Raw genomic sequence first — 21,456 nt, forward strand, 5'->3', positions numbered from 1 at the left:
TCTAGCAAAGCTCGGGCCTGATGCGTCAACCTCACTCCCCGAACTCGCCTTCGATCGGCCCTCCGATGCCCCAATGTTGCTGCAATACCCCGTCGCGCACGTACCTGTGCAGGCTGGAATAGGGCCAGTCCGAAGCCTGCAGCACCCAGCCGTGCTTCACGGGGTTGAAGTGGATGTAGTCCACGTGCCGCGCGAAGTCGTCTTCGTCACGGATCGCATGTTCCCAGCAGCGTGCTTGCCAGAGCGATCGGTCGCCGCGCTGGCGCCGGGGCGCGGGTTCCACCCCGGACGCACTCAGCCGGTGCGTGAAAGCCTGCTTGATCAACATCCACCGCATGCCGAAGTCCGCGTCGCCTTCCGGCAGCGTCCAGATGGTGTGCAGGTGTTCCGGCAGGACGACCATCGCGTCGATGGCGAACGGATGGCGTTGCTTCACCTGGGCAAATGCCGTGCGCAGGTCGACGACGTAGTCGACCAGGGTGCGCATGCCGCGGTCCCTCAGGGTCACCGTGAAGAAGGAGGTGGCCCCGGTGGTATTGGCACGGATGTAGCGGCGCATGGGCATGAAACGCCGGGCGGGTGCGCGCCCGCCGACACCCGTTTGGACGAGCGCTCCCTAGCGCTTCTTGCCGCCGAGAATGCTCCCCAGGATTCCGCGCGCAATCTCGCGCCCCACCGAACTCCCCATCGTCCGGATCGCCGACTTCGCGAAGCCCTCGACCAGGCCCTCGTGCCGGCCGCCGCGCGGACCGGTCGAACCGAACAGGACGTCCGACAGCCCGCCCATCACGCCGCCAGCCGCGCCACCCGCGGAAGCCGAGGGCGCCGCCGCGGCCCGCCCCTTGAGCTTCTCGTAGGCAGACTCGCGATCCACCGCCTGCTCGTACACGCCGGCCACGATGGAATTCGCGATCAAGGCCTTGCGTTGCTCCGAGGTGATCAGCCCGATCTGGCTGCCCGGCGGGATGACATACAGCCGCTCCGTCACGCTCGGCCGGCCCTTCTCGTCGAGGAAGCTCACCAGCGCCTCGCCCACGGCCAGCTCCGTGATGGCGGCCGCAATGTCCAGCCCCGGCTTCGGCCGCATGGTCTCGGCCGTCGCCTTGACGGCTTTCTGGTCGCGTGGCGTGAAGGCGCGCAGCGCATGCTGCACGCGGTTGCCAAGCTGCGCCAGCACGCTGTCGGGGATGTCCAGCGGGTTCTGGGTGACGAAATAGACGCCCACGCCCTTGGACCGCACCAGCCGCACCACCAGTTCGATGCGCTCCAGCAGCACCTTGGGCGCGTCGTCGAACAGCAGGTGCGCCTCGTCGAAGAAGAACACCAGCTTGGGCTGGTCGACGTCGCCCACCTCGGGCAATTGCTCGAACAGCTCCGACAGCATCCACAGCAGGACGGTCGCATAGAGCCGCGGCGAATTCAGCAGCTTGTCGGCAGCCAGGATGTTCACCACGCCGTGGCCGGCGGCATCCGTCTGCAGGAAGTCGGCGATGTTCAGCATCGGCTCGCCGAAGAACCGGTCGCCGCCTTGCGCTTCCACTTGGAGCAGGCCGCGCTGGATGGCGCCCACGCTGGCGGCGCTGATGTTGCCGTACTCGGTGGTGTCCTTCGCGTTGTCGCCCACATGCTGCAGCATGGCCCGCAGGTCCTTCAGGTCCAGCAGCAGCAGGCCGTTGGCGTCGGCGATCTTGAAGACGATCTGCAGCACGCCGGCCTGGGTGTCGTTCAGGTTCAGCATGCGGGCCAGCAGCAGCGGGCCCATGTCCGAGACCGTGGCGCGCACCGGATGGCCTTGCTCGCCGAAGACGTCCCACAGGGTCGTCGGGCAGGCGAAGGGCTGCGGCTCAGGCAGGCCGCGTTCCTGGATCGAGGCGGCCAGCTTGCCTTCGATGCGCCCCGGTTGGCTGATGCCGGTGAGGTCGCCCTTGATGTCGGCCAGGAACACCGGCACGCCGGCCTGGCTCAGGCTTTCGGCGAGTTTCTGCAGGGTCACGGTCTTGCCGGTTCCGGTCGCGCCGGTCACCAGGCCGTGGCGGTTGGCCAGGCCGGGCAGCAGGAAGGCCTGGTTCTTTCCGGCCTGGGCGATCAACAGCGGTTCGGACATGGAGGCAAAAAGTAGAATCGGGGTTATCCGAAGAGTAACGCACAGCGAACAAGGAATATTCCGTGGCCGGACACAGCAAATGGGCGAACATCCAGCACCGCAAGGGGCGCCAGGACGAGAAGCGCGGCAAGGTGTGGACGCGGGTCATCCGTGAAATCATGGTCGCGGCCCGCCAGGGCGGCGGCGACCTGACGGCCAACCCCCGGCTGCGGCTGGCGGTGGACAAGGCCAAGGCGGCCAACATGCCGGCCGACACCATCAAGCGCAACATCGACAAGGCCACCGGCAACCTCGAAGGCGTCAGCTACGAGGAAATCCGCTACGAGGGCTACGGCATCGCGGGCGCGGCCATCATCGTCGACACCATGACTGACAACAAGGTCCGCACGGTGGCCGAGGTGCGCCACGTCTTCAGCAAGTACGGCGGCAACATGGGCACCGAAGGCTCGGTGGCCTTCCAGTTCCGCCACGTCGGCCAGCTGATCCTGGCCCCCGGCACCAGCGAGGACAAGGTGATGGACGTGGCGCTGGAAGCTGGTGCCGAGGACGTCATCACCGACGACGAGGGCGCCATCGAGGTCATCACCGCCCCCGGCGACTTCGAGAAGGTCAAGGACGCGCTGGAGGCCGCCGGCCTGAAGGCCGAGCTGGCCGAGGTCACGATGCGGCCGGAAAACACGATAGCCCTGGCCGGCGACGACGCCGCCCGCATGCAGAAGATCATCGACATGCTGGAAGACCTGGACGACGTGCAGGCCGTGTACCACAACGCCGAGATCTCTGAATGAAAGTCCTCGTGATCGGCGGCGGCGGGCGCGAACACGCGCTCGCCTGGAAGCTCGCGGCTTCGCCCAAGGTGCAGGCGGTCTACGTCGCGCCCGGCAACGGCGGCACCGCGCTCGACCCGCGGCTGGAAAACGTGCCCATCGCCGACCTGCGCCAGCTGCGCGACTGGGCGCTGGAGCAGAAGATCGCGCTGACGGTGGTCGGCCCCGAGGCCCCGCTGGCCGCCGGCGTGGTGGACGATTTCCGGGCCCACGGCCTGCGCATCTTCGGCCCCACCCAGGCCGCCGCGCAGCTGGAAAGCTCCAAGGCCTTCGCCAAGGCCTTCATGAAGCGGCACAACATCCCGACCGCGGAGTACGAGACCTTCACCGACGCCGCGGCCGCCCACGCCTACGTGGACAGCAAGGGCGCGCCCATCGTCATCAAGGCCGACGGCCTGGCGGCCGGCAAGGGCGTGGTGGTGGCGACGACGCTGGTCGAGGCGCACGAAGCCATCGACTTCATGCTCCTGGACAACAAGCTGGGCGTCTCCCACAACGCCGGCGGCGCCCGCGTGGTGATCGAGGAATGCCTGGTGGGCGAGGAAGCCAGCTTCATCGTCCTGTGCGACGGCAAGAACGTGACGGCGCTGGCGACCAGCCAGGACCACAAGCGCCTGCAGGACGGCGACCAGGGCCCCAACACGGGCGGCATGGGCGCTTATTCGCCGGCGCCGGTGGTCACGCCCGAGATCCATGCGCGCGCCATGCGCGAGATCATCCTGCCCACCATCCGTGGCATGGAAAAGGACGGCATCCCGTTCACCGGCTTCCTCTACGCCGGCCTGATGATCGACAAGGACGGCCACCCGAAGACGCTGGAATTCAACTGCCGCATGGGCGACCCGGAAACCCAGCCCATCATGATGCGGCTGAAGTCGGACCTGTACGACGTGATGATCGCGGCCACCTCGGGCGGCCTGGACAACGTCGACCTCGAATGGGACCGCCGCACCGCGCTGGGCGTGGTGATGGCCGCCGCCGGCTACCCGATGGACCCGCAGAAGGGCGCCGTGATCACCGGCCTGCCCAAGGAGACGCCGGAAGCGATGGTGTTCCATGCCGGCACGTCGCCGCAAGGCAACCAGACCGTGGTTTCGGGCGGCCGCGTGCTGTGCGTCACCGCGCTGGCGGACACCGTCAAGGCGGCGCAGCTGCACGCCTACGAGGTGCTGCGCAACATCCATTTCGATGGCGCGCAGTTCCGGCGCGACATCGGCCACCGCGCCGTGAAAGGCTGAAGTGCAGTCACGCGTGCCGGAAGTCCGCTCCTACCTGCTCGGATTGCAGGAGTGCATCACCCGCGAGTTCGGCGCCATCGACGGCCAGCCCTTCGTCCCCGATGCGTGGAAGAAGGACCCGGGCGAGCCGCTGCAGGGCGATGGCATCTCCATGATCCTGGAAGGCGGCGCCGTGTTCGAGCGCGCCGGCTGCGGCTTCTCGCATGTCACCGGGCCCAGGCTGCCGCCTTCGGCCACGCAGCACCGGCCCGAGCTGGTGGGTGCATCGTTCGAGGCCATGGGCGTGTCGCTGGTGTTCCACCCGCGCAACCCGTATGCGCCCACGGTGCACATGAACGTGCGCATGCTGGCCGCCTTGCCCGAGGATGCCGAGCCGGTCTACTGGTTCGGCGGCGGCATGGACCTCACGCCCTATTACGGCTACGAAGAGGACGCGGTCCACTTCCACGCGACCTGCCGCGACAGCCTGGCGTCCTTCGGCGCCGACAAGTACCCGCGCTTCAAGGCCTGGTGCGACGAATATTTCTTCCTGAAGCACCGCAACGAGCAGCGCGGCGTCGGCGGCATCTTCTTCGACGACCACTTCGAAGGCGGCTTCGAGCAGAGCTTCGCCATGCTGCGCTCGGTGGGCGATGCCTTCGTGCCGGCCTACCGCCCCATCCTGGAGCGCCGCAAGGACCAGGCTTCCGGCGAGCGCCAGCGTGACTGGCAGCTGTACCGCCGTGGGCGCTACGTCGAATTCAACCTGGTATGGGACCGCGGCACGCACTTCGGCCTGCAATCGGGCGGCCGCACCGAGTCCATCCTGATGTCCATGCCGCCGCTGGCTGCCTGGGCCTACCGCCACGCGCCCGAGCCGGGCTCCCCGGAGGCCGCGCTGCTGGAGCGCTTCGTCGTGCGCAAGGACTGGGTTTGAAGATCGCCATGTTCGGCGGCGCCTTCGACCCGCCGCACCGGGCCCACGTGGCCCTGGCCGAAGCGGCCCTGGGCCAGTTGGGCCTGGACCGCCTCTACGTTTTTCCCACGGGCGACGCCTGGCACAAGCAGCGCACGCTGTCGCCGGCCGAAGACCGCCTGGCCATGGCGCGCGAGGCCTTTGCGGAGCTGCCACAGGTCGTCGTCGACGATCGCGAGCTGCGTCGCAGCGGCCCCACCTACAGCGTCGACACGCTGCGCGAGCTGCAGGCCGAACACCCCGGCGCGGCGCTCGTGCTGCTGATGGGCGAGGACCAGGCCAGCGGCTTCGAGCGCTGGCACGCCTGGCCCGAGATCGCCCGCCTCGCTACGCTTGCTGTCGCTGGACGCGGGGCAGGCGAGGGCCTTGCCGCCCTGCGCGCCCTGCCGGGCGTGCGGGTCGAAAGCCTGCAACTGCCGCGCATGTCCGAGAGCGCCACCGAGATCCGGACCCGGCTTGCAGCCGGGCAGGACATTTCCGCACTGGTTGACCCGCGGGTTGCCAGTTATATTGCCCGCCATCACCTCTACACCCCGACCTGATGACCCAAGAAGCCACCGCCAAGAAAGACACGCAGAAACTCCAGAGGGCCATCGTCGATGGCCTCGAGGATGTCAAGGCGCAGGATATCCAGGTCTTCAACACCGAGCACCTGTCGCCGCTGTTCGAGCGCGTGATCGTCGCCTCGGGCACCTCGAACCGCCAGACCAAGGCGCTGGCCTCCAGCGTGGTCGACGCGGTGCGCGAAGCGGGCTTCGCCAAGCCGCGCATCGAGGGCGAGGAGAACGGTGAATGGATCATCGTGGACTGCGGCCCCGCCGTCGTCCACGTCATGCAGCCCGCCATCCGCCAGTACTACCACCTGGAAGAGATCTGGGGCGAGAAGCCGATCCGCCTGCGCCTGGGCGCGCCCAAGCCGGCCGCGCCGGTCAAGCCAACGCCGGCCAAGAAGCTGCCGGCCGGCGCCAACCAGTCCCTGCGCCGCAGCACCGCAGTGAAGACGATCGAGCGCGAGGCAACAGCGGCCAAGAAGGCCGCGGCGAAGAAGGTGGCGGCCAAGAAGGCCGCGCCCGCCGCGAAAAAGTCCGCCCCGGCCAGGAAGGCCGCGGTGAAGACCGTGCCCGCCAAGAAGGCCGCGCCGGCGAAGAAGGCGGCGCCCGCCAGGAAGGCCGCCGCCAAGAAGCCCGCGCCGCGCAAGGCCTGACGCATGCGCCTGCTGGTGGTGGCCGTCGGCCAGCGCGTGCCCGATTGGGCACAGGTGGCCTGGGACGACTACGCCAAGCGCTTCCCGCCGGAGTCGCGGCTCGAGCTGAAGGCGGTCAAGACGGAGCCGCGCGGCTCCAAGACGCTGGCGACCTTGCTTGCCGCCGAACGCGAACGCATCGAGGCGGCGATTCCGAAAGGGGCACGAGTCGTCGCGCTCGATGAGCGCGGCACCTCGCTCACCACCGTCGCCCTGGCGCAGAAGCTCAAGGCCTGGCAGCTGGAGAACGACGCCGTGGCGCTGGTGATCGGTGGCCCCGACGGCCTCGATCCGGCGTTCCGCCAGGCTGCGCACGAACGCGTGCGCCTGTCGGACCTGACGCTGCCGCACGCCATGGTGCGCGTGCTGCTCGCCGAACAGCTCTATCGTGCCTGGTCCATCAACGTCGGCCACCCTTACCACCGTGAGTGATTTCATCTATCTCGCCTCCCAGAGCCCGCGCCGCAGCCAGTTGCTGGAGCAGCTGGGCGTGCGGCACGAGCTGCTGCTGGCCGGCCCCGAGGAGGACAGCGAAGCGCTGGAAGAAGTGCATGCGGGCGAGGCGCCGGCCGCCTACGTCAAGCGCGTGACGGCGCTCAAGCTCGACGCCGCCGTGGCGCGCCTGAAGCGCCGCGGGCTGCCGCCGGCGCCGGTGCTGTGCTCGGACACCACGGTGGCGCTGGGGCGCAGCATCTACGGCAAGCCGGTGGACGGGCGCGACGCGGAGCGCATGCTGCGGGAACTGGCGGGTGCCACCCACCGCGTGCTGACGGCCGTCGGCGTGCAGTCGGGGCGCAAGCGCCACGAGGCTGTGAGCGATTCGCGCGTCACCTTTGCGCCGATGACGCCGGCGCAGGTCCGCGCCTATGTGGCCAGCGGCGAGCCCATGGGCAAAGCCGGCGCCTACGCGGTGCAGGGCCGCGCCGCGGCCTATATCTCGCGCATCGCCGGGTCGTACACGGGGATCATGGGGCTGCCGCTGCACGAGACGGCGCAACTGCTGCGAGCCGCGGGCTTGCGGCTCGCCTGAGCCTCACTTCATCGAATAGCCGCGGTTGCCCATGCAATTGGCATAGGCGTTCCAGTAAGCCGTCATCGCGCTGGCGCCGCCGGCGTTCTGCGCAGCCTGGGCTTCGCGGCGCTGGCGGTTCTGCCGTGCGCCGCCGACCACGGCGCCCGCGGCCGCGGCCTTGCCGGTGTCGCCATCGGCAATGGCGCCGACCGTGGCGCCGGCGACGGCGCCGCGCGCCACGCCACCGCTGCGCGGCGGGGGCGGCGCGTTGGCGGCCTGCTGCGCCTGCGCCGGGTTCACGCCGGTGTTCTGCTGGGCCCAGGCCTGGCAGTCATGGTCGTCCTTGGACTGCTGGCTGGCCGACTGGCCCTTGGACGGATAGGCGCTGGGCTTCTGCGCAAGGGCGGGACCGGCGAGGGCGACCGCCAGGACGAGGATGCTGGAAATGCGCATGGTGTTCTCCTTGCGCATACAGCCTAGGGCGCCGGCGCGGCTCGTCCATGGGACCTTGGTCGCATCGGGGACGGCCCGTGCGACCAAGGTCCCATGGACGCAAACCCAGCGCCGGCCGATGCTCGCCCCGCCTCATTTCGCAGGAGCATTCCATCATGTCATTCCGTCGCACCCCGGTCATCGTGGCCATCGGTTTCGCCGCCGCCTGCCTGCCCGCGCTGGCGCAGCAGCCGGCCGCCACCATGGACGTCGGCGCCGCCACTGCGCCCGGCAAGGCGGTGGCCGCCCAGACCATCAAGACCAGCGCGAAGATCGTCTCGCTCGACCCCGCCACCCGGACCATCACGCTGAAGCGGCAGGACGGCAAGGTGAGCACGGTCGTCGCCAGCGACGAACTGCGCAACTTCGACCAGCTCAAGGTCGGCGATACCGTGAAGGCCGAGTACGTGCAGGCGCTGGCGCTGGACCTGAAGAAGGGCGGCGGCGGCAAGGCCGAAGTCTCGAGCAGCGAAGGCATGTCGCGTTCGCAGCCGGGCCAGAAGCCGGGTGGCATGGCGGCGCGCCAGGTCACGGTGCTGGCGGACGTGGTCAGCGTCGATGCCAAGAAGAAGACCGTCACCCTCAAGGGGCCGGCCGGCAATATGGTCGACCTGACGGTAGACGACCCGGAGCAGCTGAAGAACATCAAGAAGGGCGACCAGGTGCAGGCGCTCTACACCGAGTCGCTGGCCATCAAGGTCGAGCCGGCGGCGAAGTAAATCCCCGGGTGCTGGGTTCGGCATGGCCGAACCCGGCTTGCCGCCTCATTCCTCCGGCGGCACCTCGATCCACCCCGCGCCCGGGTCGAAGCTGGTCACCGGTGCGCCCTTCGGCCCCAGGTTCTTCTCGTACACCTTGCCGTTCTGGCTGACCACGAAGGTCATCACGCCGCTGCGTCCCCACTCGGCCGGCCAGGCCACCGCCGCGAAGCCGGCCAGCATGTGGCCGTTGATCATGTAGCTGTGGGCCCCGCCCGGCGCGGCAGCGCCCTGGCGCGTGAGGATGCGGAAGTAGTAGCCGCCGTAGGGATCGCCGGCCTTGTGTCCCGCCAGTTCCTGCGAAGCGTCGGCCACGAAGGGCCCGAGCGGGCTGGCATCCGCGCCAGCGGTGTCCGGCCAGTACAGGCCATCGTGCTTGCCCGGCGTGCTGCCGATGCGGCTGGCGTACTGCAGCACGCCGTCGCCCATGCGGTCCTTCTGCGCGTACTCGCGCTGTGCATCGACCAGCGCGCGCATCACGAGGATGGCATGCCGTTCGTTGGCGCCGACGCGGCGGTTCAGGAGTTCCTCGGCGCCCTGTTCGGAGGCGAAGCGCCAGGCGATGCCCTCGCGGACGATCGGGATGGCGAAGGGCCAGGCCTGCGCGCCCATGCGCAGGATGCGGCGATCGGCGCCGATCTCCTCCAGGCTGCGCCGCGTGGCGAGCGCCTGGGCCGCTTCGGCCCGGCGCGCGGCGTCGTAGCCGGGCTCGCCGGTGCCGACGAGGTCCTTGTACTTGTCGCCGAAGAGCGCCACCAGGGCCTGCGAGTCGTTGGCCTGCAGCGCGCGCTGCAGCGCGTCGGCCGCGGCCTCGGGCGTGGCGAAGGTGGTCTGCTGCGCCGCTGCGGCCAGCGGCACCAGCAGCGCCGCGGCGAGGGCCAGGCTGCGCGCGAGCGTGCGCAGGCGGAATGCGGGATGCGATGGGTTGTGCATGTCTTGCATGGTGATGATTCCTAACGCCGGCCGCCGCCACCGCGGCCACCGCCGCCGCCGCCGCGACCACCGCCGCCGCCGCCTGCGCGGGCCCCGCCACCGCCGCCACCGGCGCGCATGCCGCCGCCACCGCCGCCGGCGCTGGGGGAGGGCCGGCTGCTCGGGGCGGGACGCGAGGCGCCTGCCCCGGCATTGCCGCGGCTGGCCGCGCCGCGCTGGCTATCCATCTGGGTCTGGCGCGCCGAACCCTGGCTGCCTTCGAAGGCGCCGCCCCGGTTGCCCATCTGCTGGGTGGAGGCGCGGTCCTGCACGCCGGCGCCACCGGCGCGGTTCTGCGCGCCGCCTGCGTTGGTCCCGCCGCCGACGCCGCCCCCGCCAGCCTGCCGGTTCTGCACGCCACCGGCACCGCCGGCGCCGCCCTGTCGGTTCTGGTAGTTGCCGCCGCCGCCCGCCTGCCGGTCACCCACGCGGTTGTGCGCGGTGTTGCCGGTGGTGCGGCTGACGTCGCCCGGCTTCTTGCCGGAATTCCACTGGGTCGCCTGGTTGCCGCCGCGGTTGCCGGAACCGATGTTGCGGTCGCCGGTGTTGATGTTGGTGTTGCGGCTGCGATCGATGTTGATGTTGTTGTTGCCGCCGCCGCCGTAGTGGTTGACGTAGTGCCCGCCGCCCCAGATGGCGCCCATGGCGGCGCCCCAGATGATGCCGGTGGCCAGCGCCGCGCCCGGTGCATACGGATAGTAGTAGACCGGGTAGGGCGAGGGGTAGTAGCTGTAGGCCGGATAGCCGCCCGCGACCACCACCGTCTGCGGGTTGTACTGGGGCACGTAGATCACCTGCGGGTCGGCCTGCACGATGGTGATGTTCTCCTGTTCCACCGTCACCTTGGTCTTGTCGTCCGACTTCAGGTTGCCGGCGCTCTGCGCGCGCCGGCGGAAGGCCTGCACCGCCTCCATCACCTCGCCGGTGTCGGCCACCACCGCCTCGCCGAGCGCCGTGGTCCAGTCCAGGTCCCGGCTCATCATCTTGACGACGTCGGGATAGTTGGCGAGCGTCTTCACCGCGTCGTCCCAACTCGGATTGAGTTCCAGCTTGGGGTTGGACTTGCGCTGGTCCAGGAAGCGGTCCACCTGCACGATCTGCACCGGGTTGGTCGACGCCGGCAGGATGATCGCCACCAGGTCGTCCGGATACAACGCGATGGGCCCGACCAGTTGCTCGAGGTCCTGCGCGGAGTTCTGCACCGGCGGGGCCGCGACGGGCGCGGCCGGTGCCTGCGCAAGCCCATGTTGCGGCGCAAGAGCGACGAGTGCGGCCGCCACCGCGAGGGCTCGCAGGGAGAGGGTGAAGGGCGCGTGGCGGCGCCGCCTGGGGTTGCTGCACAGCATGCCGCGGAGGCTAGGTTTCGTGTCTTGCGCGGGCAATGGGACTTTGGTCGCATGTGGTTGCGGGCTGTTATCCTGCTTTCCTGCCGGACAGGCAGGAACAGACAAGAACATGCAGCAGGACATCCTGGTGAACTGGTCCCCGCAGGAGACGCGGGTGGCCATCGTCGAAAACGGCGCCGTGCAGGAACTGCACGTCGAACGCACGCTGGAACGCGGGCTGGTGGGCAACGTCTATCTGGGTAAAGTTGCGCGGGTGCTTCCGGGCATGCAGTCGGCCTTCATCGACATGGGACTGGAGCGCGCCGCCTTCCTGCACGTGGCCGACGTCTGGCAGCGGCAACCCGATGGCGAGCCGCCGGCGCCGTCGCGCACCGCGGTGCCGATCGAGAAGCAGGTGTTCGAGGGCCAGGCCCTGATGGTGCAGGTGATCAAGGACCCCATAGGCACCAAGGGCGCGCGCCTGTCCACCCAGATCAGCATCGCCGGCCGGCTGCTGGTCTTCCTGCCGCAGGACGACCATGTCGGCGTCTCGCAGAAGATTCCTTCCGAACAGCGCGACAGCCTGCGCCGGCGCCTGGCCAAGCTGGTGGGCGATGCCGGCGGCGGCTTCATCCTGCGCACCAACGGCGAGGACGCGTCCGACGCGGAGCTGGCCGAGGACATCGCCTACCTGCGCAAGACCTGGGCCCGCATCCGCGAAGCCGCCACGCGGCAGCCGCCGCCGGCGCTGCTGCACCAGGACCTGAACCTGCTGCAGCGGGTGCTGCGCGACCTGGTGACGCCGGAGACGCAGACGATCCGCCTCGACTCGCGCGAACAGTTCGGGCTGCTGGCGAAGTTCGGCGAGGAATTCATGCCGGCGGCGGCCACCAAGCTGCAGCTTTACAAGGGCGAGCGGCCGATCTTCGACCTGTATTCCGTCGACGAGGAAATCGCCAAGGCGCTGGGCCGCCGGGTGGACCTGAAGTCGGGCGGCTACCTGATCGTCGACCAGACCGAGGCGCTGACCACCATCGACGTCAACACCGGCGGCTTCGTCGGTTCGCGCAACTTCGACGACACGATCTTCAAGACCAACCTGGAGGCGGCGCAGGCCATCGCGCGGCAGCTGCGCCTGCGCAACCTGGGCGGCATCATCATCGTCGACTTCATCGACATGCAGCGCGAGGACCACCGCGACGCGGTGCTGGCGGAGTTCCGCAAGCAGCTGCTGCGCGACCGGGTGAAGACCATGGCCGGCGGCTTCTCGCAGCTGGGGCTGGTGGAGATGACGCGCAAGCGCACCCGCGAATCGCTGGCCCACATGCTGTGCGAGCCTTGCCCCCTCTGCCAGGGCAAGGGCACGGTGCGCACGCCGCGCACCGTGGCCTACGACATCCTGCGCGAGATCCTGCGCGAGGCCCGCCAGTTCAACCCGCGCGAATACCGGGTGATCGCCGCGCCCAAGGTGATCGAGCTGTTCCTCGACGAGGAGAGCCAGCACCTCGCCGGCCTGTCGGACTTCATCGGCAAGCCGATCTCGTTGCAGAGCGAGAACGCGATGGGCCAGGAGCAGTACGACATCGTGCTGCTGTGAACCGGGGCTCCGTGGCCGAAGTGCTGCGTGTCTTCCTCAAGCTGGGCCTGACGTCCTTCGGTGGCCCGGTGGCGCACCTGGGCTACTTCCGCTCCGAATTCGTCGACCGGCGGCGCTGGTTCGACGACCGCAGCTACACCGACCTGGTGGCGCTGTGCCAGTTCCTGCCGGGGCCGGCCAGTAGCCAGGTCGGCATGGCCATCGGCCTGGCCCGCGCCGGCTGGCTGGGCGCGCTGGCCGCCTGGTGCGGCTTCACGCTGCCGTCCGCCTTCGCGCTGATCGCCTTTGCCTACGGCGTGGCGCGCTGGGGCAACCTGGCCGCCAGCGGCGCGGTGCATGGCCTGAAGGTGGCGGCGGTCGCCGTCGTGGCACAGGCGGTCTGGGGCATGGCGAAGAACCTGTGCCCGGATCGCGCGCGGGCGGCCATCGCCGTCGCCGCGGCCTTGCTGGTGCTGGCCTTGCCGACTGCGCTGGCGCAGGTTGCGGCGATTGCCGTGGCCGGCTTGGCGGGTTGGAGGCTGCTGAAGCTGCCGCACCAGCAGGCCGTCGCGCACCAGGGCTACGGCGTCTCGCGGATGGCGGGCGTGCTGGCACTGGTGCTGCTCGTGGCCGGACTCGTTGGCTTGCCGCTGCTCGCGGCTGCGTCGCAGTCGGTGGCCTGGAAGGTCGTCGACGGCTTCTACCGGGCCGGCGCGCTGGTGTTCGGTGGCGGCCACGTGGTGCTGCCCTTGCTGCAGGCAGCGGTGGTCCCGGCCGGCGTGGTCAGCAACGACCAGTTCCTGGCGGGCTATGGCGCGGCGCAGGCCGTGCCGGGCCCGCTCTTCACCTTCGCGGCCTACCTGGGCGCGGTGATGCAAGGGCCGCTCACCGGCTGGCAGGGCGGGCTGGTGCTGCTGGCCGTGATCTTCCTGCCGGCCTTCCTGCTGCTGGTGGGCGCCTTGCCCTTCTGGGATGCGCTGCGCCAGCGTGATGCGGTGCAGTCCGCCATGGCGGGCATCAATGCGGCGGTGGTGGGCATCCTGCTGGCGGCGCTGTATGACCCGGTGTGGACCAGCGCGATCCGCGGCCGCGCCGATTTCGCGACGGCGCTGGCTGCGTTCGCGCTGCTGGTCTACGCCCGCGTGTCGCCGTTCCTCGTCGTGCTGCTGGCGGCGGCCACGGGCTGGGCCTTCCTGGGCTGAGGCGCCTCAGGCGCCGTGCGCGGTGTCGAGCAACTCCAGCGCTTTCGCCGCCACGCGTTCCGGCAGGATGGCCGGCAGGCAGTCGGCACGGCTGTCGCGGTGGTCCTCGCAGCCGGCGCGGCCGCAGGGCACGCAGGGCAGCGGCGCTTGCAGCAGCGTCACCTGGCCGATCGTCTGCGCCGGGCGGCGGCGCTCGAAACGCACCGGCTGCTCGCCACCGGGCCAGGGCGCCCAGCGCCGTGGATTCGTGGGCCCGAAGATGGCCAGCACCGGCGTGCCGCAGGCGGCCGCCAGGTGCGACACGGACGTGTCGGGCCCGATGTAGAGCGCCGCGCCGCGCAGCAAGGTCGCCACCTGGTTGAACGAGAGCAGGCCGGCGTCGAGCAACTGTTCCGGTGGCGCCGCGCCTTCCATCGCCGCCACGGTGGCGCGATCCCCGGCGCCCGGGCCGCCCGTCAACACCACCTGCCGGCCGGCCAGGGCCAGCAGCGCGATCAGCTTGCGGAAATGCTCCTCGGGCCACTGCTTGTAGACCCACATGGAAGGCGTGTGGACCACGACGTAGCCGGGCGCGAGCCGGCTGGCCAGCGGCGCGGGCAACGGGTCGCCCGCGGGGCCCACCAATTGCGGTGCGCCGGTGCCGCCGCCCCAAGCCGCGAGCAGCTCCATTTTTTCGGGCACGACGTGGGTCTCGCCCTGGTCGCCACCGATCGTGACCCCATGCCGCAGCAGCTTGCGCTTCCACCAGTTGCTGCCGCTTTCCGCCGGCAGCAGGCCACTGCGTTCGCGTGCCGCCACCCAGCCGATCAGGTGGGCGCGGTCGCCCGGGTCGGCCACCAGCGCCAGGTCGTAGCGCCGCCACAGCCTGCGGGCCAGGGCCCAGGTGGCGCGCAGCCCGGGCCGCGCCGGTACCTCGATCAGCGTGCGGACGTCCGGGTTGCCGCGCAGCATGCCCAGCGTGCCGGCAAACCCGAGCACGTCGATCGCGGCCTCCGGCCAGCGCTCGCGCGCGGCATGCACCAGCGGCGTGGTGAGCAGGACGTCGCCGATCTGGCGCGTGACCACCACCAGCACGGAGCGCATCGAAGCCTCAGCTCCGGTCCAGGCGCCGGGCCATCATCCAGCCCATGAGCGCGGCATAGAGGTGCGCCTCCATGAAATCGAGCAGCACCGAATTGAACAGCGCGCTGATGGCGAAGGCGAAGGCGATGCAGCCGGCGGCGCCGACCCAGGGGCGGTCCAGGCGGCGCTGGCGCGCGGCCCGCCACATGGGCCACGCGAGCCAGGCGAGGAACAGCAGCAGGGCCGGCAGGCCGCCCGCGCCGAGCTGCAACAGGTACTCGTTGTGCGGGTTGACGCTCTGCGAGCCGGGCAGCTCGGGCTGGCCGGGGTGGCGCGCCAGCGCGATCGCGCGGAAGGCATCCTGGTAGGCGACCCAGCCGGTGCCCAGCACCCAGTGGTCCCGGGCCACGTCGAGGCCGTTGCGCAGCACCTCGAGGCGGATCGTGGTCGAGAGCTCCGAATCGTTGACCGGCTGGGCGCCCTGCAGCACCTTCACCGTGTCCATGAAGCGGGTGCGCAGCGGCTGCGAGGTGCTGGCAAGCAGCGCGCCCAGCACGAGCAGCGCCACCACGGCCTGGTAGCGCCACTTGCGCGGCGCGGCGCGGTAGCCCGCGCAGCCGGCCAGTGCCAGCACCAGCACGTAGCCGGTGCGGGCGTCGCAGGCGAACAGCACCGCGCCGGCGAACAGCGCCGCGCCCGCGTAACCCGGCACGCGCGGCAGGCGCCCCAGCCGGGCGTGCTCGTAGATCAGGAAGGCGCACACGCTCAGGCCGAAGCCCAGCGAGATGCGGCGGTCCACGATGGCCTGTTCCATGTGCCCCTGCAGCTCGTAGCTGCCACCCAGGTGGTACCACGCGCGCAGCGCCGTCGCGAACAGGATGGCGGTCGCGATCAGTCCGGCCAGCATCAGCCCGTTGGTGAAGGCCTGCGGCCGCCAGGCCAGGCGCATCACGGCCCACATCACGGGCAGCATCAGCAGCTCGTGGTAGTGGTTGACGATGCGCCAGCTGGCGTAGTTCACGCCCTCGCCGACGAAGGAGCGCAGCGCGATCCAGGCCAGCAGCAGCAGGCCGATCTGCACCATGCGGTCGCGGCGGGGCCAGAGCTGGACGAAGCGGCGCGGCACCAGGCAGCAGGCGACGACGATGAAGAACATCGCGATGCTGGTGCCGGCCGAAGACCACAGGACGAAGAAACCCAGCGTCGCCAGGCCGAAGCTCAGGATGGCCTGCGCAATGCGGTCGTTCCAGGAGGCAATTTCCTCGCTGACGTACCGGGGAACCACGGCGCTCACTCGGAGACCTCCGTGCTGCACACTGCGGTTCGAGCGCCTTCGGGCGGCCGTGCGGCGCTCAAGGAAGAGCCCCCTCCGACGCGTGCAGCGCATGCAGCCGGGCGTACAGGCCGCCGCGCGCGATCAGTTCGTCGTGCGTGCCGAGTTCGGCGAGGCGGCCCTGGTCCAGCACCGCGACGCGGTCGGCGTGTTCGATGGTGGACAGCCGGTGGGCGATGATCAGCGTCGTGCGGCCCGCCATCAGGCGGCGCAGGGCTTCCTGCACCATGCGCTCCGACTCGTTGTCCAGCGCCGAGGTCGCCTCGTCCAGGATCAGCAGCGGCGCGTCCTTGTACAGCGCCCGCGCGATCGCCAGGCGCTGCCGCTGGCCGCCGGACAGCGCCGTGGCGTTGTGGCCCACCGGCGTGTCGATGCCTTGCGGCAGCTGCGCCAGCAGGTCGCCCAGGTTGGCGGCTTCCAGCGCGTGCAGCACGCGCTCGCGGTCGAAGTCGCGGCCCAGCGTCACATTGGCGGCCAGGGTGTCGTTGAACATCACCACGTCCTGGCTGACCATGGCGAACTGGCGGCGCAGCGCTTTCAGGTCCCAGTCGCGCAGTTCATGGCCATCCAGCAGCAGGCTGCCGCCGTTCAGGTCCAGGAAGCGCGGCAGCAGGTTGGCCAGCGTGGTCTTGCCGGAGCCCGAGGGGCCCACCAGCGCGATGACCTCGCCCGGCTTCACCTCCAGCCAGACGTCCTGCAGGGCGGGGCGGGCGGCGTCCTTGTAGCGCACCGTCACGCCGCGCAGTTCGATGTGGCCTTGCGCGCGCTCGGCCGCATAGGTGCCGCCGGCTTCGGGCTCGGTGTGCTCCACCAGGTCGAAGGAGCGTTCCAGCGCCGCCAGGGCGCGGGTGATCGGGCTGGTCACCTCCGACAGGCGCTTGACCGGCGAGATCAGCATCAGCATGGCGGCCACGAAAGCGGCGAAGCCGCCCACCGTCATGTTGTTTTGCGTCTGCCACAGCGCAATGACGATCACGCCGGACAGCGCCGCGGCGGCGAACATGTGCATGGTCGGCGTGATGGCGGCGTTGGCCACCGCCTGCTTCATCGCCAGCCGGCGCAGCTGGTTGCTGAGGCTGCCGAAGCGGCCGGCCTGCGCCGGTTGCGCCTCGTGCAGGCGCACCACGCGGTTGGCCAGCACGTTCTCTTCGACCGCATACGACAGTTCGATGGTCGCGGCCTGGCTGCTCTTGGCCAGGCGGTGCAGCCGCCGCGAGGCCGTGCGCATCAACCAGGCGACGGCCGGCCCGAGGAAGCCGACGATCAGGGTCAGCTGCCAGTTCAGGTACAACAGGTAGCCAAGCAGGGCGACGACCGAGAACGCTTCCTTCACCAGCGCGGTGAGGGCGTTCACCAGCAGGCTGAAGCCGTTCTGCACCTCGTGGACGATGCTGTTGGCGAGCGAGCTGGCGGACTCGCGCGCGAACAGGTCCATGCGGGCGTCGAGCAGGCGGCCGAACAGGGCGCTGCGCAGCGCGAACATGCCTTCGTTGGCGATCTTGGCCAGCGCGATGTCGGCCAGGAAGCCGGCACTGCCGCGGATGGCGAAGAGGCCGAGCAGGGCGGCCGGCACCAGCCAGGGGTTGAGCCCCTGCGGCGTGAAGCCGTGATCGAGCAGCGGCTTCATCAGCGCGGGCATGGCCGGCTCCGTCGCGGAGCTGATCACCGTCGCGAGGAACACCACGATCCAGAGGCGGCGGACATGGGAGATATAGGGGAGGACACGGCGGATGCGCTGCACCAGGGTGGATTCTGGTGGCATGGGCGATCCCGCCGCCGCGCGCGCGGCGCCGAGAGCAGTCTCAGGCACGGCAGGGGGCGCGGGCATAATCAAGGTTCATGCGTGGATTATCCAGCGAATCCGCGGCCCCCCCGGTCCGCGCGCCCGAGCTCAGCGCCATCCTCATCACGCGCAACGAAGAGGCCAACATCGCCGAATGCCTGGCCTCGCTTTCATTCGCCGGGGAAGTGATCGTGGTGGACAACGCCAGCACCGACCGCACGCCCGAACTGGCCCGTGCGGCCGGCGCGCAGGTGCACCACGCCCCCGACTGGCCCGGCTTCGGCCCGCAGAAGAACCGTGCGCTCGCCCTGGCCACGCGGCCCTGGGTGCTGTCGATCGACGCCGACGAACGCGTGCCCCCCGAATTGCGTGAAGAAATCCTGGCGGTGGTGCGCAGCGCCAACGCCGGCGCGGATACCTGGGACATGCCGCGGCGTTCCAGCTATTGCGGCCAGTACATGGCGCACTCGGGCTGGTATCCGGACCGGGTGCTGCGCCTGTTCAAGCGGGGCACCGCGCGCTTTTCCGACGACATCGTGCATGAACGGCTGGTGGCGCAGGGCGCGACGGGCCACCTGCAGCACGATTTGTTGCATCAAAGTTTTCCCGGTTTCGATTCGGTGTTGCAGAAAGTCGATCGCTATTCGACGGCCGGCGCCCAGCGCATGTGGGAGCAGGGCAAGCGCGCCTCTTTCGGCAGCGCCGTGGTGCACGGCCTGTGGGCCTTCCTGCGCACCTACCTGCTGCAGCGCGGCTTCCTCGACGGGCGCCTGGGCTTCGCGCTGGCCGTGTCCAACGCCGAGGGCACCTACTACCGCTACCTGAAGCTGTGGCTGCTGCAGCAACAGGCCACCCGCGCCCCGTGAAGACCGCCTTCGTCGTCCTCACCTACAACCGTCCGGATGCTGCGCTCGCCGTGTTGCGCGGCCTCGCACCGCAGTGCGGGACGGAGCACGTGGTGGTGGTGGCCGACGACGGCTCGAAGCCGGAAAACGTGCAGGCCCTGCGCGCGGGCATGCCGCGCTTCGCCTGCAGCGTGAAGCACGTGTGGCATCCGGACGTCGGCTTCACTGCGGCGCGCGCCCGCAACCTGGGCGCGGCAGCGGCGGCGGCCGACTACGTGGTGTTCATGGACGGCGACTGCGTGCCCAATCCCCGCTTCGTCCAGCGGCACGCGCAACTGGCGCAGGCGGGCCATTTCGTCAACGGCAGCCGGGTGCTGCTGAGCCCGCAGCTGACCGAAAGCGTGCTGGCCGGGCGGATCGATTTGTCCAAATGCGATACTGCGGGCTGGCTGCGCCTGAGGTTGAAGGGTGACGTTAACAAATTGACGCATCTTCTCCAGTGGCCGGCTGCGCCCTTCCGGGTGCAGCCGCGTTTCAGGTGGAAGGGCATCCGCAGTTGCAACTTCGGCGTGGCGTGGAAGGATTTCGAGGCAGTGAACGGATTCGACGAGACCTTCGCCGGCTGGGGGCACGAAGATGCCGATCTCGTGTTGCGCCTGCATCATGCGGGCCTGCAGCGCAAGAACGGCTTCCTGGGCACGGAGGTCTACCACCTCTGGCACCGCGAGCAGAGCCGCTCCGGCGAAGCCGTCAACCGCGCGCGCGTCACGGCGCGCATGGAAAGCGGCATGATCCGGGCAGAGCGCGGCCTGGCCGAAGCGCTTCATGAACCGGAAGCAATCGTCACTGAACTGAACCGATGAATCAAGAACCAAGCAGCATGCAAGTGAACAAGCTGTGGCGCCGCCGGGAGCTGGCGGCGCTCGTCGGAGGGCTGGCCGCCTGGCCGGCATGGGCCCAGTTCCGGGTGGAAGTCACGGGTGTCGGCCTGCGGCAGCTGCCCATCGCCGTCGCGCCTTTCCGCGGCGACGCGGAGGCGCCGCAGAAGGTCGGCGCCATCGTCCAGGCGGACCTCGAGCGCAGCGGCCAGTTCCGCGCGATCGACGCCGCGGGCCAGGCGCTGGACGAAACCAGCCGGCCCGACATGAGCCCGTGGCGCCAGAAGGGCGCCGACTCGCTGGCCGTGGGCAGCGTGCAGCGGCTGGCCGACGGCCGCTACGACGTGCGCTTCCGCCTGTGGGACGTGGTGCGCGGGCAGGACCTGGGCGGCCAGAGCTTCACGGTGGTCGCCAACGACCTGCGGCTGGCGGCGCACCGCATCGCGGACCTGGTCTACGAGAAGTTGACCGGCGAGAAGGGCGTGTTCTCCACGCGCATCGCCTACGTCACCAAGGCCGGCAACCGCTACAACCTGTGGGTGGCCGACGCCGACGGCGAGAACGCGCAGTCGGCGCTGGCGAGCCCCGAGCCGATCATCTCGCCGGCCTGGTCGTCCAGCGGCCAGCAGCTCGCGTACGTCTCCTTCGAGTCGCGCAAGCCGGTGGTCTACGTGCACGACGTCGGCTCCGGCAAGCGCCGCCTGATCGCCAATTTCCGCGGCTCCAACAGCGCGCCGGCCTGGTCGCCGGACGGCCGCACGCTCGCGGTGACGCTCACGCGCGATGGCGGCTCGCAGCTGTACACGATTCCCGCCGAGGGCGGCGAGCCGCGCCGCCTGACGCAGTCGAGCGGCATCGACACCGAGCCCGTGTATGCCGCCGACGGCCGCACCATCTATTTCGTGAGCGATCGTGGCGGCGCGCCGCAGATCTACCGCATGCCCGCTACGGGGGGCGACCCGCAGCGCGTCACCTTTACAGGGACTTACAACATTTCGCCGACGGTGAGCCCCGACGGAAAATGGCTCGCCTACATTTCCCGCATCAGCGGCGCCTTCAAGCTGCAGGTCATGGAGCTCGCCAGCGGCAACGTGTCATCGGTGACCGATACCACGGCCGACGAGAGCCCCAGCTTCGCGCCCAACGGCAAGCTGATCATCTATGCCACGCGGCAAGGCGGCCGCGAAGCGCTGATGACCACCACCCTCGACGGCAAGATCAAGGCCAGCCTGCCCGGCAAGAGCGGAGACATCCGCGAGCCGGACTGGGGCCCGTTCCAGCGTTGATTTTCCAGTTTTTCTCCAGGAGGTTTTTGGAATGAAGAAGCGTGTGTTCCTTGCGGCTGCCATGGTGGCGGTATTGGCGGCGTGTTCCAGCGGCGTGCCGTTGAACAACGTGCCCGTCGAGGACAAGACCGGGGTGACAGCACCCGCGGATGCCTCCGGCCCCGCCAGTGGGGCGCAGTCGAACGTGGCGCCGGTGCAGGCCGACCTGTCCGCGGCGGACAAGGCCGGCCCGGCCAACGTGGCCCGCATCATCTACTTCGACTACGACAGCAACGAGATCAAGCCCGAGTTCCGCTCGCTGATCGAGGCGCATGCGCGCTTCCTGAAGGCGAACAACCGCCGGCACGTCGTGATCGAAGGCCACACCGACGAGCGCGGTGGCAGCGAGTACAACCTGGCCCTCGGCCAGCGCCGCAGCGAGTCCGTGCGGCGCGCGCTGGAGCTGCTGGGCGTGCCGGATTCGCAGGTCGAGTCGGTGAGCTTCGGCAAGGAGAAGCCGGCCGTCGACGGCCATGACGAGGCCTCCTGGCAGCAGAATCGCCGCGCCGAGATCGCCTACCGATAA

22 protein-coding genes are annotated in these 21,456 nt (G+C 69.9%); 14 read left to right on the forward strand and 8 right to left on the reverse strand.

All coding sequences use genetic code 11. From position 1 onward, the window contains the following. Nucleotides 1-31: 31 nt before the first annotated feature. Nucleotides 32-559 (reverse strand): REP-associated tyrosine transposase, encoded by a 528-nt coding sequence (locus HHL11_RS18550; RefSeq protein ID WP_169419824.1) that lies wholly within the window; start codon nucleotides 557-559, stop codon nucleotides 32-34. A 57-nt stretch (nucleotides 560-616) separates the two neighbouring features. Next, entirely contained in the window at nucleotides 617-2,104 is a 1,488-nt protein-coding gene (locus HHL11_RS18555; protein WP_169419825.1) for a helicase HerA-like domain-containing protein, read from the reverse strand. Between the two features lie 62 nt (nucleotides 2,105-2,166). Between HHL11_RS18555 and HHL11_RS18560 the strand changes: the two genes are divergently transcribed. The 7 genes from HHL11_RS18560 to HHL11_RS18590 are packed head-to-tail and all read left to right on the forward strand — an operon-like array spanning nucleotide 2,167 to nucleotide 7,397. Beyond that, on the forward strand, nucleotides 2,167-2,892 hold the full coding sequence (locus tag HHL11_RS18560; RefSeq protein WP_169419826.1) for a YebC/PmpR family DNA-binding transcriptional regulator: 726 nt from the start codon (nucleotides 2,167-2,169) through the stop codon (nucleotides 2,890-2,892). Next, nucleotides 2,889-4,169 (forward strand): phosphoribosylamine--glycine ligase, encoded by a 1,281-nt coding sequence (gene purD / locus HHL11_RS18565; RefSeq protein WP_169419827.1) that lies wholly within the window; start codon nucleotides 2,889-2,891, stop codon nucleotides 4,167-4,169. The genes HHL11_RS18560 and purD overlap by 4 nt, the downstream gene beginning before the upstream one ends. A 13-nt stretch (nucleotides 4,170-4,182) precedes the next feature. Beyond that, nucleotides 4,183-5,085 (forward strand): oxygen-dependent coproporphyrinogen oxidase, encoded by a 903-nt coding sequence (gene hemF / locus HHL11_RS18570; RefSeq protein ID WP_425355200.1) that lies wholly within the window; start codon nucleotides 4,183-4,185, stop codon nucleotides 5,083-5,085. 8 nt (nucleotides 5,086-5,093) lie between these two features. Next, on the forward strand, nucleotides 5,094-5,666 hold the full coding sequence (gene nadD, locus HHL11_RS18575; RefSeq protein WP_169420101.1) for a nicotinate (nicotinamide) nucleotide adenylyltransferase: 573 nt from the start codon (nucleotides 5,094-5,096) through the stop codon (nucleotides 5,664-5,666). Then, nucleotides 5,666-6,328, forward strand: coding sequence for a ribosome silencing factor (rsfS, locus tag HHL11_RS18580; protein WP_169419829.1), 663 nt, complete (start codon nucleotides 5,666-5,668; stop codon nucleotides 6,326-6,328). Before nadD ends, rsfS begins: the two co-directional genes overlap by 1 nt. A 3-nt stretch (nucleotides 6,329-6,331) precedes the next feature. Next, nucleotides 6,332-6,799, forward strand: a complete 468-nt coding sequence (gene rlmH / locus HHL11_RS18585; RefSeq protein WP_169419830.1) for a 23S rRNA (pseudouridine(1915)-N(3))-methyltransferase RlmH — start codon at nucleotides 6,332-6,334, stop codon at nucleotides 6,797-6,799. Further along, complete coding sequence (locus HHL11_RS18590; protein ID WP_169419831.1) at nucleotides 6,792-7,397, forward strand: Maf family nucleotide pyrophosphatase; 606 nt, start codon at nucleotides 6,792-6,794, stop codon at nucleotides 7,395-7,397. The genes rlmH and HHL11_RS18590 overlap by 8 nt, the downstream gene beginning before the upstream one ends. Nucleotides 7,398-7,400: 3 nt before the next feature. Here HHL11_RS18590 and HHL11_RS18595 read toward each other — a convergent pair whose 3' ends face one another. Further along, nucleotides 7,401-7,832 (reverse strand): hypothetical protein, encoded by a 432-nt coding sequence (locus HHL11_RS18595; RefSeq protein ID WP_169419832.1) that lies wholly within the window; start codon nucleotides 7,830-7,832, stop codon nucleotides 7,401-7,403. A 155-nt stretch (nucleotides 7,833-7,987) separates the two neighbouring features. Here HHL11_RS18595 and HHL11_RS18600 point away from each other — a divergent pair, with 155 nt between their 5' ends. Beyond that, entirely contained in the window at nucleotides 7,988-8,590 is a 603-nt protein-coding gene (locus HHL11_RS18600; protein WP_169419833.1) for a hypothetical protein, read from the forward strand. Between the two features lie 45 nt (nucleotides 8,591-8,635). On the opposite strand, the gene HHL11_RS18605 is transcribed toward HHL11_RS18600, so the two are convergent. Both HHL11_RS18605 and HHL11_RS34680 read right to left on the reverse strand, forming a co-directional pair. Beyond that, on the reverse strand, nucleotides 8,636-9,562 hold the full coding sequence (locus tag HHL11_RS18605) for a DUF2950 domain-containing protein (protein ID WP_169419834.1): 927 nt from the start codon (nucleotides 9,560-9,562) through the stop codon (nucleotides 8,636-8,638). Between the two features lie 20 nt (nucleotides 9,563-9,582). Next, entirely contained in the window at nucleotides 9,583-10,947 is a 1,365-nt protein-coding gene (locus HHL11_RS34680) for a DUF3300 domain-containing protein (RefSeq protein WP_169419835.1), read from the reverse strand. Nucleotides 10,948-11,056: 109 nt separating this feature from the next. Here HHL11_RS34680 and rng point away from each other — a divergent pair, with 109 nt between their 5' ends. Together rng and chrA are read left to right on the forward strand one after the other, a co-directional pair. After that, complete coding sequence (gene rng / locus HHL11_RS18615; RefSeq protein ID WP_169419836.1) at nucleotides 11,057-12,523, forward strand: ribonuclease G; 1,467 nt, start codon at nucleotides 11,057-11,059, stop codon at nucleotides 12,521-12,523. Continuing rightward, complete coding sequence (chrA, locus tag HHL11_RS18620; RefSeq protein WP_169419837.1) at nucleotides 12,520-13,704, forward strand: chromate efflux transporter; 1,185 nt, start codon at nucleotides 12,520-12,522, stop codon at nucleotides 13,702-13,704. Before rng ends, chrA begins: the two co-directional genes overlap by 4 nt. A 6-nt stretch (nucleotides 13,705-13,710) precedes the next feature. Here the strand turns inward: chrA and HHL11_RS18625 are convergent, their stop codons facing one another. From HHL11_RS18625 to msbA, 3 genes are read right to left on the reverse strand one after another with little or no spacing between them, the layout of a single operon-like run. Then, a complete protein-coding gene (locus HHL11_RS18625) occupies nucleotides 13,711-14,787 on the reverse strand; it encodes a glycosyltransferase family 9 protein (RefSeq protein WP_169419838.1) in 1,077 nt (358 codons plus the stop codon). A gap of 7 nt (nucleotides 14,788-14,794) precedes the next feature. Continuing rightward, a complete protein-coding gene (locus HHL11_RS34850) occupies nucleotides 14,795-16,060 on the reverse strand; it encodes an O-antigen ligase family protein (RefSeq protein ID WP_169419839.1) in 1,266 nt (421 codons plus the stop codon). A 58-nt stretch (nucleotides 16,061-16,118) separates the two neighbouring features. Continuing rightward, nucleotides 16,119-17,861 (reverse strand): lipid A export permease/ATP-binding protein MsbA, encoded by a 1,743-nt coding sequence (gene msbA, locus HHL11_RS18635; protein ID WP_240980108.1) that lies wholly within the window; start codon nucleotides 17,859-17,861, stop codon nucleotides 16,119-16,121. A 77-nt stretch (nucleotides 17,862-17,938) separates the two neighbouring features. Between msbA and HHL11_RS18640 the strand changes: the two genes are divergently transcribed. The 4 genes from HHL11_RS18640 to pal are packed head-to-tail and all read left to right on the forward strand — an operon-like array spanning nucleotide 17,939 to nucleotide 21,456. Next, nucleotides 17,939-18,748: a glycosyltransferase family 2 protein gene (locus tag HHL11_RS18640; RefSeq protein WP_169419841.1), complete on the forward strand. Its 810-nt coding sequence runs from the start codon at nucleotides 17,939-17,941 to the stop codon at nucleotides 18,746-18,748. Next, nucleotides 18,745-19,590, forward strand: a complete 846-nt coding sequence (locus HHL11_RS34855; RefSeq protein WP_169419842.1) for a glycosyltransferase — start codon at nucleotides 18,745-18,747, stop codon at nucleotides 19,588-19,590. The genes HHL11_RS18640 and HHL11_RS34855 overlap by 4 nt, the downstream gene beginning before the upstream one ends. A gap of 17 nt (nucleotides 19,591-19,607) precedes the next feature. Continuing rightward, entirely contained in the window at nucleotides 19,608-20,891 is a 1,284-nt protein-coding gene (tolB, locus tag HHL11_RS18650) for a Tol-Pal system beta propeller repeat protein TolB (protein WP_240980109.1), read from the forward strand. Between the two features lie 31 nt (nucleotides 20,892-20,922). Beyond that, complete coding sequence (gene pal / locus HHL11_RS18655; RefSeq protein ID WP_169419844.1) at nucleotides 20,923-21,456, forward strand: peptidoglycan-associated lipoprotein Pal; 534 nt, start codon at nucleotides 20,923-20,925, stop codon at nucleotides 21,454-21,456.

This window comes from Ramlibacter agri (assembly GCF_012927085.1).
Taxonomy (GTDB): domain Bacteria; phylum Pseudomonadota; class Gammaproteobacteria; order Burkholderiales; family Burkholderiaceae_C; genus Ramlibacter; species Ramlibacter agri.